This is a genomic window from Lancefieldella parvula, from assembly GCF_963547875.1.
Lineage (GTDB): Bacteria > Actinomycetota > Coriobacteriia > Coriobacteriales > Atopobiaceae > Lancefieldella > Lancefieldella parvula_D.
Genome location: NZ_CAUUSI010000003.1, coordinates 68591 through 81074, shown reverse-complemented (window position 1 = coordinate 81074; position 12484 = coordinate 68591). Strand labels below are relative to the sequence as shown.

At 51.2% G+C, this 12484-nt stretch carries 10 protein-coding genes; 2 read left to right on the top strand and 8 right to left on the bottom strand.

The features are described from left to right. Position 1: 1 nt before the first annotated feature. Entirely contained in the window at positions 2 to 1483 is a 1482-nt protein-coding gene (gene cysS, locus RWJ96_RS02440) for a cysteine--tRNA ligase (RefSeq protein ID WP_314018776.1), read from the bottom strand. A 242-nt stretch (positions 1484 to 1725) separates the two neighbouring features. Here cysS and RWJ96_RS02435 point away from each other — a divergent pair, with 242 nt between their 5' ends. Continuing rightward, the gene (locus RWJ96_RS02435; protein ID WP_314018775.1) at positions 1726 to 3366 is read left to right on the top strand and encodes an ABC transporter ATP-binding protein; all 1641 of its coding nucleotides are present in this window, start codon (positions 1726 to 1728) and stop codon (positions 3364 to 3366) included. 1 nt (position 3367) lies between these two features. Here the strand turns inward: RWJ96_RS02435 and ispF are convergent, their stop codons facing one another. The 7 genes from ispF to tatA form a co-directional block, all read right to left on the bottom strand. Beyond that, on the bottom strand, positions 3368 to 3856 hold the full coding sequence (ispF, locus tag RWJ96_RS02430; RefSeq protein ID WP_314018773.1) for a 2-C-methyl-D-erythritol 2,4-cyclodiphosphate synthase: 489 nt from the start codon (positions 3854 to 3856) through the stop codon (positions 3368 to 3370). Between the two features lie 2 nt (positions 3857 to 3858). Beyond that, entirely contained in the window at positions 3859 to 4662 is an 804-nt protein-coding gene (ispD, locus tag RWJ96_RS02425; RefSeq protein ID WP_314018772.1) for a 2-C-methyl-D-erythritol 4-phosphate cytidylyltransferase, read from the bottom strand. Beyond that, entirely contained in the window at positions 4662 to 5741 is a 1080-nt protein-coding gene (disA, locus tag RWJ96_RS02420) for a DNA integrity scanning diadenylate cyclase DisA (protein WP_314018771.1), read from the bottom strand. The genes ispD and disA overlap by 1 nt, the downstream gene beginning before the upstream one ends. A gap of 222 nt (positions 5742 to 5963) precedes the next feature. Beyond that, positions 5964 to 8594 (bottom strand): ATP-dependent Clp protease ATP-binding subunit, encoded by a 2631-nt coding sequence (locus RWJ96_RS02415; protein ID WP_314018769.1) that lies wholly within the window; start codon positions 8592 to 8594, stop codon positions 5964 to 5966. A gap of 240 nt (positions 8595 to 8834) precedes the next feature. Beyond that, positions 8835 to 10415 (bottom strand): lysine--tRNA ligase, encoded by a 1581-nt coding sequence (gene lysS, locus RWJ96_RS02410; RefSeq protein ID WP_314018768.1) that lies wholly within the window; start codon positions 10413 to 10415, stop codon positions 8835 to 8837. Positions 10416 to 10481: 66 nt separating this feature from the next. Further along, positions 10482 to 10961, bottom strand: coding sequence for a transcription elongation factor GreA (gene greA, locus RWJ96_RS02405; RefSeq protein ID WP_035426995.1), 480 nt, complete (start codon positions 10959 to 10961; stop codon positions 10482 to 10484). Between the two features lie 49 nt (positions 10962 to 11010). Continuing rightward, complete coding sequence (gene tatA, locus RWJ96_RS02400; protein ID WP_035435828.1) at positions 11011 to 11220, bottom strand: twin-arginine translocase TatA/TatE family subunit; 210 nt, start codon at positions 11218 to 11220, stop codon at positions 11011 to 11013. A 207-nt stretch (positions 11221 to 11427) separates the two neighbouring features. Between tatA and RWJ96_RS02395 the strand changes: the two genes are divergently transcribed. Beyond that, positions 11428 to 12147 (top strand): fused MFS/spermidine synthase, encoded by a 720-nt coding sequence (locus tag RWJ96_RS02395; protein ID WP_314018766.1) that lies wholly within the window; start codon positions 11428 to 11430, stop codon positions 12145 to 12147. Positions 12148 to 12484 lie beyond the last annotated feature (337 nt).

Here is a 12484-nt window from a genome sequence, read left to right as displayed (position 1 = left end):
GTTAGTCTGCCTTACGCTTAAGTCGAGCGCCAGCGGCGGTATCTTCAATCAAAAGTCCAAGCTCAGCAATGCCGTCTCTAATTTGATCAGCAACTGCCCAGTTTTTCTGGGAACGAGCCTCCTGACGAGCAGCAAGCAGAGCCTTTGCGGCCTCATCAGCTGACGCGCCCTCATAGCCTGCTACCTGGGCGGCAAGCGCCACAAGCTCCTCTGGTAAATCAGAGGTAGACGCCGCCTGAGTCAAATCAATTCCCAAAGCTCCCGTGAGCTCGCACAACATATCTGCTGCACGGAGAACAGGACTTGCACCAACGTTCTGACCAACCTCTGCAAGATACGTATTTGCAGCAGTTACCAGCGCAAAGATAGCAGCAAGTGCACCTGCGGTGTTGAAATCATCATCCATCTGAGCGTCAAACTCGCTTTGAGCTATATTGATTGCCTCAGCAAGCGTGCTATCAGCATCAGAAAGTTCGTGCTGAGCAGAAGACTGCTTGAAAGCCCAGCGGAGATTTGCAACGCAGGTCTTCATGCGCTCAAGCGTACCAACGGTACCCTCAAGACGCTCAAACGAGAAATCAAGTGGTGCACGATAGTGCGTCTGAAGCATCAAAAGTCTTACTGCATCTGCAGGGTACTTGTCCAAAACTTCCTTGAGTGTGTAGAAGTTGCCCAAAGACTTGGACATCTTCTCGCCATCAACGCGAAGCATTCCGGTGTGCATCCAATAATTGGCGAGAGGAGTATGCCAGGCGCAAGATGCCTGCGCCGTCTCATTCTCATGATGAGGGAATACCAGGTCAGAACCACCGCCGTGAATGTCAATTGGAGTGCCCAGGTAGCGATGAATCATAGCGCAGCACTCACTGTGCCAACCAGGACGACCTTCTCCCCAAGGGCTTGGCCAGCTAGGCTCACCAGGCTTTGCAGCTTTCCAGAGTGCAAAGTCAAATGGATCGCGTTTCTCGTCATTAACCTCAACGCGCTCACCTGCGCGAAGCTGATCAAGATCTCGACCAGAAAGCACGCCATAGCCGGGGTCAGAACGGACCGAGAAGTACACGTCGCCCGAAGGCACCGCGTAAGCGTGACCCTGCTCAATCAAAGATTGAATCATCTGAAGCATGGCTTCAATCTCATGCGTTGCGCGAGGACGAATATCCGGATCTAGAATATTGAAACGGTGCATCTGCTCGATAAACGCCTGAGAAAACTCTTCAGAAACCTCTTGAGCAGTCCTTCCCTGCTCAATGGCACGCTGAATAATCTTGTCGTCAACGTCAGTCAAATTCTGAGCAAAGGTGACCTCATAACCTTTGTGCATCAGATAACGTCGAATAACGTCAAACGAGAGGAAGGTACGGGCGTTTCCGATGTGAATCTGATCGTAAACCGTAGGACCGCACACGTACATGCGGATTTTGCCCTCGTCGATTGGCTTGAACTCTTCTTTTTTATGCGTCTGAGTGTTATAGACAAGCATGCATACTCCTCGCAACCATTGTGTATTGGTGTAAGTATAAACGGTTTGTGGAAAACCTTTGAGTTCCATACCGTACTAATCAAGATTCAATTTTGTTACCGTTCACGGATTAGTGCTGGATTTGTTTTTTTGTTTTATTAAACTTGATGAACAAAAATTTAAGAAATTTATATTTGAATCAAAACTGCGAAGAACTAGAAGACAAGAAATCTTACTCTTAACAACTTCAGAAGGTGATTTGAATGAGTAAGTTTTTTAACATTATCCACTACTGTATATCTACCATTCTGGATAAAGGCAGTCTTGCGATTTTTCTCTTTCTGTCATTCTTTGTCACAGCGCTTATGGTGATCCAACCTCTTCTTGTTGGATTTGTAATTAATCTTTTTATTTCAGGGACAATTTGGAGCGAGATACTTTTCTATTGCGCCGTGGTTGCCGCACTAGGAATCCTTATTGCCGGCTGTTCCTATCTTGCTAAAACGCGCTATTGTCAATTGCAGATTGATTCTGCGTTTACTATTGAGCGACAGCTAATTGACAAGATTCAACATGCAGATTCATCGTTTTTCTCGTCATATGATTCTGGACATTACCGCCAGACAGTAAATAACGATTCTAATGACGTTTCAATTTTTATACTTACACAATGCGTGAGCTTTGCAACAACTATGGTCTCTGTCATAGGCACGCTTGCGATTATTTTATATTTGAACCCATTAACCGCTCTTGTAACAGCTGTTCTGCTATTGGTGAGCTTTATTATCTATAAGCAAATCCAAGCTTCGGCCTATAAAAGATACAAAGAATCTAAAGAACTGCGGTCCCAGTATGGATCGATTGAGCTCTCGCAGTTCACTGATGTAGATTTCATTAGGCGTCATTCCCTCTTTGAGCGTTTCTTTAATCAGCACTATGCCGTCAATCAAAAGCTTCGTAGTGCCATTCATGAGCAGTACAAGCTTGAGTTTGGCGTACAAGAATTAAACAATGCTGTGATTGCCGTATTCCAAGCCATTGTCTTTATTACCTGTGCCTATCAAATTTTCCTTGGAGCACTGCAGCCTGGCTATATTGCAACCATTTCAAGCTATTTTGTATCGCTCTTAGGTTCTATTACGCTTCTCATGGAATTTGGTATGGCTTATCAGAGCATTACGGTAAGCCTTAATCGAATTGAGCAGATTCTAGATTTACCTCAAGAATCCGTTGGAACTATCGTTCCATCAGACGATGTCAATCAAATTACCTGCACAAATGTGTCTTTCTCTTATCCACATACCAATAAAGTACTGATGAACAACTTGTCTTGTAGTTTTGCAAAAGGAAATATATATGCCATTACCGGTGGAAACGGTACAGGCAAATCAACATTTCTGAAGCTCATTAACGGAGAGTGGTCTTCTCACCTATCAGGCACTATTGCTATTAATGAGGATTTGTTAACTCAAATTAATCAGTATGAACTTCGAAAAAATACGCTTGGATTTACCGAGCAAGAGCCAAGCATTGTTGACGATACGGTAAGAAATAATCTGACACTGCTGTGCAAAAACCAACCAACAGATGAAGAGATAATCAGCTATATCAAGCTATTCAACCTGGAAAAATTGCTGCTTGGTGACGATCAAAATCTTGATGTTCGCCTGGCTGAACGAAGCTCTGCTATCTCTGGTGGAGAAAAGCAAAAGATTGCAATTATCCGCATGATGCTTATGAATCCAAGTGTCATGTTGCTTGACGAGCCAACTTCTGCGTTAGATCAAAACAGTGTTGATGTCCTTCTTACTCTTCTCAAGAAGGTCAAGCAGGACCACATAATACTTCTCATATCTCATGACCCTAAAGTGGTGGAGGCAGCCGACCATATCGTAGAGCTGTAATTTATTGCGCGCTACGTCCCAACAGTACAACTGCCCAGGCAGCAATGCCTTCTTGAGTGCCTACAAAGCCAAGGCCTTCGGTAGTGGTTGCTTTTACGCCAACTTTATCTGGCGAAACACCCATGACCTCAGCCATGCGGTTTCTCATAGCATCGCGATGAGGAAGCAACTTAGGCGCCTGAGCTGCAACGGTGCAATCACAATCCAGAAGCTCAAAGCCCTCATTACGAACAAGCTGCATAACATGGGACAGGAGCACCATAGAATCAGCACCCTCATAAGCAGGGTCTGTATCAGGGAAAAGCTGGCCAATGTCGCCTGCGCGCATGGCTCCTAGCAGGGCGTCCATGAGCGCATGAGCCAAAACATCAGCATCGGAGTGGCCGAGAAGACCTTTGGTGTGCTCAATTTTGATGCCACCTAAGATAAGATTTCTACCCTCTACCAGGCGATGAACATCGTATCCGTGGCCAATTTTAAGCTCTGGCATGCTCACTCTACAGCCTCACTTCCGGTTGCGCCTTCTACCAGGCGACGGCTGAGCGTAGCCTCAACAATTGCAAGGTCAGACGGGTACGTGACCTTCACGTTTTCTCGTTGCGACTCAACGCACAGCACCGTAAGACCAAGTCGCTCAACTAACGACGAGTCATCGGTTCCCTGGTAGCCTTCCTGGCGAGCTACTTCGTGGGCTTCAAGAAGTGTGCGTGTCTTGAACACCTGAGGAGTCTGAGCAGCCCAGAACGTTGAGCGGTCAGGCGTATCTACAATGGTTGCACCATCTACGTGCTTCAGCGTATCAGTTGCGCGGTGAGCCAAAATTGCTCCCGCAATCTTAGGCGACTTGCGAACTGTACCAATGACCTGCTCAATAGTCTCTACCTCAATGAGCGGGCGAACCGCGTCATGAACAGAAACAAGATCATATCCAGCGGGCACTACCTGGAGCGCGTTGTAAACCGATTCCTGTCTAGTGGCACCAGACGTTGCAAAGTGAACAGGCTTGTGGAGCACAAGCTTGCCCAAAACACCCTCTTGAACTGCAGCGCGTTTCTCGTCAGAGCAAGCAATCACAATGTGAGCCACGCTTGGCGCGTGATCAAACGCAAGGATTGACCAGCTCATCAGCGGAAGACCGCAGACAGAAATAAACTGCTTGCCATCAGGATATCCAAAGCGCTCGCCAATGCCACCGGCCACAATGACAGCAACGGTATCGGCTTTTGCTCCATGTGTTGTGAGGCGAGAAGGACGTGGCTTTGACACGACCTTTGCACAAGTGCTGCTTGCAGCCATTATTCTGACTTACCCCACATTCTGCGGAGACTGTTAGCAAGTGCACCGGGGTTCTCGACACCCAGAGATTTGAGGCTGGACGTATCGTTTTCTGCAACGTGAAGCAGCTGCTGCAGGTTATCGTAAGCGTCAACAATTCTGGCCGCAATCTCATCGTTGACCACGTGAACGCGGGAAAGCGTGCGCAGGCCCAGAGGCTCCATGGACGCATCTTCTCCGCGGCCATCGGAGTAACCAAGAATCTGGCCAACACTTTCTGCGGAGCGTAGCTCAGTGTTTGCTGTCTCGTGGAAGCGGCGGCGAATGGCGCGCGCCTCTTCAGCGGAAGAATCTACGGCGTAGTCGCGAATCATCAGGTTATAGGCCTCGTCGATGCCGCCCAAATATTCCTCACGCTGCATAGCGGTGGTTTTTCCCTCGCTACCTAGCTCCAAAAGGCAGGCGTCAAGCTGATCAGCGGCACTAAACAAAACCTCAAAGAGATAGAAAATGCCTGCTACATCGCCCAGGGTGACGTAGTTATCAAGCTCAAGAGCGGTTAGGCGCAAAAGCGCGCGATCAAGTTGCTGGCGCGTATTTTGCATAGCAACCGAAAGCTGGTTGACGGTAGACATAATGGCTGGTACTGACTTCAGCGGAATAACGTGACCATCAACGTAGACCGTAATCAACGAACGGCGAGAAGACACGGCAATCACAATAGACTTGGTAAGCAAGCTCATGCGAGCGGCAGTACGGTGGCGAGTACCTGTTTCTGCAGTTGGAAGCGTTGCATCAGGATTGAGGTGGAAGTTGGCGCGCAGAATTCTGGTGAGGTCTTTGTCAACCACCACGGCGCCATCCATCTTGCAAAGCTCAAACAGTCGGTTTGCCGTGAAGGAAACATCAAGTTTGAAACCATCTCCGCCCGCAGCAAGGACGTTTTCTGTATCTCCTACGCAAATGAGGGCGCCCAAGCGGCCGGCGATAATCATGTCCAGCGCCACGCGGAGTGCCGTACCAGGAGCAGTCATCTTTAGAGCTGTGGCAATGCGGTCCTCATTTTCTGTTGCATTTGGATCAAGTTGCGTTGGCTCCATGGCTCTCCCTCAATGACTCGCAGCTTACAGGCTGTGTTTTGCTTTTCTTGTACGTTTGTGGCTTCAATTTGTTTCAACGTTTCAAGTATACGGTTTTGTTGCCGGCGCGTGTAGTGACGGTTTCAAGAAGACAGGTTTCTCGACGGGTTTCTCGCCAAGAGCGCTGCGCGTTTTGGGTGCAATACAAAAAGACCCGAGGCAGAACCTCGGGTCAGAACTAACTTACTCAGCGGAGGACATCAAATCGGACGACCCGCCCGCGCTACCCTGTGGCAGCGAGGATGGTCCCATGCTGACATCCATCTGATCAAGCTGCGCCATTGTCTCTTTCTTGCGAGGCTCAGGGATGACGCCTGTAGTCTTGGTGAACATAAGCTTCTTGCCCTCAGCGTCAACATCAACAGCAACAATGTCTCCGGCAACCCACTGACCAGAGAGAAGCTCCTCAGACAGAGGATCTTCAATCATCGACTGGATGGTGCGGCGCAGCGGACGAGCGCCGTAGACAGGATCGGTTCCGTCTTTGGCAATCAAATCCTTTGCTGCCTCAGTGAGCTCAATGGACATACCGTTGGCAATCAGGCGATCGCGCAGGTCAAGAACCATGAGGTCAACAATGCCACGAAGCTGCTCGGTAGAGAGCGACTTGAAGACAACAATCTCGTCCACGCGGTTCAAGAACTCTGGGCGGAATCCACGCTTGAGCTCAGACATAACACGGCTGGTAATCTCTTTGTCGGAGAGACCCTTAGAACCCTCTGACGAGAAGCCCATGGTATTGGTACGGGCAATATCGCGAGCACCAATGTTAGATGTCATGATGACAACCGTATTGGAGAAGTCCACGTGACGGCCTTGACCGTCAGTCAAGCGACCCTCATCTAGAATCTGGAGCAAGATATTAAAGACGTCTGGGTGGGCTTTCTCAATCTCGTCAAAGAGCAAGACAGAGTACGGACGCCTGCGGACAGCCTTGGTGAGCTCGCCGCCCTCATCGTAGCCCACGTATCCTGGAGGCGCACCAACCAGCTTGGCTACGGTGTGGCGCTCCATGTATTCGGACATGTCGTATGAAAGCAGGGCGTCTTCGGAGCCAAACAGGAACTCTGCCAGGGCTTTTGCAAGCTCAGTCTTACCTACGCCGGAAGGCCCCAAGAAGATGAAGGAGCCGCCAGGACGCTTAGGGTCTTTGAGCGGGCTACGGCTTCTGCGGATTGCCTTTGCAACCTTAACAACAGCCTCATCCTGACCAACAACGCGCTGGTGAAGGATGTCTTCTGTACGAAGCAGTCTTGAAGCCTCAGTCTCAGTAAGGTTAGAAACAGGAACGCCGGTGATGCCAGAGACAACCTTTGCAATATCATCCTCGTCAACGGTGACAATATTCTTGTCCAGCTGCTCACGCCACTCAGTCTCTAAGCGATCCCTCTCTGCTACCAGGGATTTCTCCTGGTCGCGCAGACGAGCTGCCTGCTCAAACTCTTGAGCGCTTGCTGCCTCAGACTTCTGGGTGCGAACGCGGAGAAGATCTGCGTCTACCTGGGCAATCTCTGGTGGAAGGCTCATCTTGTGGATGCGTGCGCGAGCGCCAGCCTCATCGAGGACGTCAATGGCCTTGTCTGGCAAGAAACGGTCCTGGATGTAGCGGCTAGAAAGCGCAACAGCAGCCTTGATGGCAGCTTCAGTGTAGTGGACGTGATGGTGCTTCTCGTAGCGATCTTGAAGACCGTGGATGATAGAAATGGTGTCGTCGTTGTTTGGCTCGCCGATGTTGACTGGCTGGAAACGCCTCTCAAATGCGGCGTCCTTCTCGACATGTTTACGGTACTCTTCTGCCGTAGTTGCGCCGATGACCTGGATTTCTCCACGAGACAGCGGTGGCTTCAAGATGGACGCGGCGTCGATGGAACCCTCTGCGGAGCCGGCGCCAATGACGGTGTGAATCTCGTCGATGAAGAGGATGTCGTTCTTGGATTTCTCCAGCTCAGCAACAACCTTCTTCATGCGGTCCTCAAACTCACCGCGATACTTAGAACCAGCTACCAGACTTGCCAGGTCAAGCGTCCAAACCTGCTTTCCGCGCAGGATATCAGGAACATTGCCAGAAGCAATGAGCTGAGCCAGGCCCTCAACAATGGCAGTCTTGCCAACACCAGGATCGCCCAGGATAAGTGGGTTGTTCTTCTGGCGACGTGCAAGAACCTGCATGACACGCTCAATCTCGCGGTCACGACCAATGACGGGGTCAAGCTTTTTATCTGCGGCAAGCTTGGTAAGGTTGCGGCCAAACTGCTCCAGCATAGAAGCATCGTCGTTTGCGTTAGGACGCATCTGACCAGCGCCTACAGGCATGCCAAAGATGCCACCCTCAATGCGAGGCTCTGCCATACGAGGGCCAGCAGGTGCATCGTCTGGAGTCTGAGTAACCAGCTCATCAACGGCGTTTCTTACCGCGTCGCCCGAGACACCCATGGTACGCAGGGCATCCATAGCGCGACCATTACCCTCGGACACAATGCCCAAAAGCAGGTGCTCTGTTGCGATATAGCTTTGACCGTGGGTCATAGTTTCTCTGTACGCGTCCTCAAGCACGCGTTTTGCGCGAGGAGTAAACGGAATGTGGCCGCCAGGAATAGGGTCTCCTGCGCCCGTGGTGAGCTCTTTTACGGTTGCCAGAGCCTCGTCATACGAGACCTCCAGCTTAGCCAGAGCTTGAGCAGCAATGCCCTCCCCCTCTTTGATGAGAGCAAGTAGCAGGTGCTCGGTACCAACATACATCTGGCCAAGACCGCGAGCCTCGTCCTGAGCCAAGCTCATGACTTTACGCGCTCTGTCAGTGAATTTATCAAACATGTGCTGAAACCTCTCAAAACTCTATATATTTCTGATTTATACCCAACAGAAGGCTCTGCAAACATACGACTCGCGTTGGATTTTTCTCCTCCGTACGAACCACATAAACGCCTGGCGAGAAACCCGCGCTGTCGCAAACTCCGCGGCTTCGCTGCACACAAAAAGCCCGGTACCTGCAACGAGCGGATACCGGGCCGATGTGTTTATGTACTGCGCTGAGGCAGCTAAGCTTCCAAGCTCTTAGCGCTTCTCAGGCTTGAGCTGTGGGAAGAGAAGGACATCGCGAATAGAAGGCTGATCGCAGAAGAGCATAATCATGCGGTCGATGCCGTAGCCGATGCCGCCCGCTGGTGGCATACCGTACTCAAGTGCGCGGATGAAGTCGTAATCGTACTCCATGGCCTCCTCGTCACCCTGACGCTTAGCCTCCATCTGGGCAGCAAAGCGCTCCTCCTGGTCAACGGGGTCGTTGAGCTCGGAGTATGCGTTTGCGTACTCTGCGCCGCAGATAATGAGCTCAAAGCGGTCGGTCAGACGAGGGTCGTCTGCCTTGCGCTTGGTGAGCGGAGAAACCTCTGCAGGATAATCGCAGACAAAGGTTGGGTTTACGATGCTCTTCTCGCCAAGCTCGTCGTAGATCTCAAACAACAGCTTGCCGGCCTGCCACTCTGGATTCCACTCAATCTCATAGCGGTCCAGGACTGCACGGAGTTTCTCGACAGGAGTGTCAATGGAGAGCTCCTCGCCGGTGACCTCGGACGCAATCTCTGCCAGGGACGCAACGCGCCAGTTGCCGGAGAGGTCAACCTCGGTGCCCTGGTAGGTGATGACCTCGTGGCCCTCCTCGCAGCCGCAAGCCTTGCGGGCAATCTCCTGGAAGAGGTTCTGGGAAAGCTCGCGCATACCGGCCAGGTCAGAGTAGGCGGCGTATGCCTCCATAGAGGTGAACTCAGGGTTATGCGTGAGGTCGGTGCCCTCGTTTCTGAACTGACGACCAAGCTCGTAGACGCGCTCAAGACCGCCAACAAGCAGGCGCTTCAGTGGAAGCTCGGTTGCAATGCGCAGGTAGTTCTCGGTGTTCAGAGCGTTGTAGTGCGTGATAAATGGCTTTGCATTTGCGCCGCCAAGGATCTCCTGAAGAACGGGAGTCTCAACCTCCATATAGCCGTCCGCCTCCATGAACTGGCGGATGATGGAGATGATTTGGGAGCGCTTGCGGAACACGTCACGTACCTCGGGGTTCATGATAAGGTCAACGTAGCGCTGGCGATAACGAACCTCGCGGTCGGTGAGGCCGTGGAACTTTTCAGGTAGAGGACGCAGCGACTTGGAGAGGACCTCCAGCGAGGTTACTGCCAGGGAAAGCTGGCCGCGGCGCGTACGCATAATAGCGCCAGTTGCGCCGATGATGTCGCCAAGGTCGAGAAGACCCAGGAGCTCCCAGTTCTTCTCGTCAAGGTTGTTGATGCGGCAGAAAAGCTGAATCTGGCCGGTGTAGTCCTCTACCACGACAAACGCGATCTTGCCCTGATTGCGGATGGCGCGGACGCGGCCGGCGACGGAATAGACTTCCTCGCCAGTCTGGCCATCCTCGAGGTCAGCGTAGCGCTCCTCCAGCTCAGCGACGTGAGCGGTAACGGTGGACTTGATTGGATATGGGTCAACGCCGGCGTCAAGCAGTGCCTGGCGACGGGCTTTGCGCTGGGCGCGCTCGTCGTTGATGGAAGCCTCTGGGGCGGCCTCGGTTGCGTCGACGTTCTCGGCGGCGGTTGCGTCAGCGGCGGCCGAGCTACCAGCGATGTTGTTCTCTACTTCGGACATGTATCCTCCACGTAAAAACGCCCCGCGCCAGACGGACACGGGGCGACCAAAATCTTTTGTGCCAGTCTAGCGAGTAATAGAGGTAATGGTGTACTTCTTCACCTTGCCGTTTGGCGTGGTGAACTCAACCTCGTCGCCCTTCTTATGACCAATAAGAGCCTCGCCAGCTGGGGACTCGTTAGAGATCTTGTGCTCAAGGGAGTTAGTCTCAGTAGTACCAACAATTACATATTTAGTTGTCTTGCCTTTTGCATCAGCAAGCTCGACGGTTGTGCCGATTGCAACGGTGACATTGCGCTTGCTGCCGCCCTCGACAACCTTTGCGACAGAGAGAATCTGACGAATCTCGTTGATACGAGACTCGTTGTGAGACTGCTCTTCTTTTGCAGCGTCATACTCGGAGTTCTCAGAAAGGTCACCAAAACCACGGGCCTCTTTGATGCGCTCAACAATCTCGTCGTGTTTCTCGCCCTCACGATAAGCCAGCTCATCGACAAGCTTCTGACGGCCTTCTGGGGTAAGTACAATCTCTTTAGTAGTGTCCATCGTGTTCTTTCTGTTGATGGGTCAGTCGGTCTATACGCGTGAGATGGGGCTACTCAGCCTTTTTGGACTCTTCGTCCTCAACAACCTCAGCCTCTGGCTCCTTGGCTTCTTCCTTGGTCTCAGACTCCATGCCCTCGCGAACGCTCTTGACGGTCTCGCCGACAGCCTTGCCGAGCTTTGGAAGGTTCTTAGGTCCAAAGAGGACCATAACAATGACAACAATAATCAGAAGCTCAGGAATACCAAGTCCTAAAATCATATAAACCCCCAGAAAATCTTTTCCTGTAAAAGCGTTCAGAAAAAACGCCGTATCGGCTAGTATAACCGAGGGAAACCTTACTAACAAGGAATTAACATGGTCTTACATGATTTTTGGACATTTTTTATCTGGTCGACCGTAGCGGGGCTTGCCGTTATTGGCATTTACCAGCTATTTCTGTTAATTCTGCGCGCTCGAGGCGTTTTTGTGACGCGTACAAAATTTGGCCTCACGATGATTTTTGACTCCGAGGACGCCGACGGTACGCCCATCAGGTTGCTCAACGTTAACGGTACGTTCCAGTCCGTGAGCTATATTGCGTCTGAGCTGCGCTTTGAACTTTGCATTCACTATCACCGCATGATGGCGCAGCTTATCCAGCAGGTGGCTCCGCAGGGTCGCGTTGTGATTCTGGGCGGCGGAGGTTTCTCGCTGCCAAAGTACCTGGCCACGCGCATGAGAGGCGCTACCATTGAGGCGATTGAGATTGATCCAAAGATTGTTTCGCTTGCGCGCGAGCATTTCTTTTTGGACGAAGCTCAAGCTGCGGCTTCAAGCGAGCTGCGTGTTATCGAAGATGATGCTTGGAGGGTGTTGCAAGACGCAGAAGCCGGCAGCATTGACGTGCTGGTAAACGAAGTGTTTGCTGGTCGGAAGTCGCTTGGACCTCTGGGAACAGCGGCTGGCGCGCAAGTGGTTAAAGAAAAACTTGCAGCTGGCGGAGTATATCTGGCCGATGTTCGCTGTCCACTAGAAGGCCGTGGATCTGCGCTGCTTTCGCAGGTCGCAGACGTGTTTGCGCACGAGTTTGCGCACGTCGCGTATGTGCCCGAGTGGCCTGATACTCCTAAAACACCAGGCAACAATCTCTTAATTGCAACTGATGCGGATATTGCGCTTCCTGGAGGTGCTGTTGTAGTGAAATAACGTCGCTTTGAGGGCCGACCACTATCCAATTGACCGAGCGACATCCAATCACCCGAGAAAATTGCATATTCCACCTTATTTATGCGGAGTTTTGTATCAACAATTTGACTCACCAAAATTAGACCCCTCTTTTGGGTAAAAAATCCGTTTAGTTGGAAGTCAAATCGCAATCACGGAAATTATTGACTTGCGTTTGTGCAGGTAGCAAAAAGTGTCCAGATTTCACTATTTTTGTCCAACGAAAAACCGCAGGTAAATGGCGTGCATAAAAATCAGTCGCCACTGTATATTCCAACTAAACGCATTTTTTACCACTTGCACCCCGAGCGCTCAATAA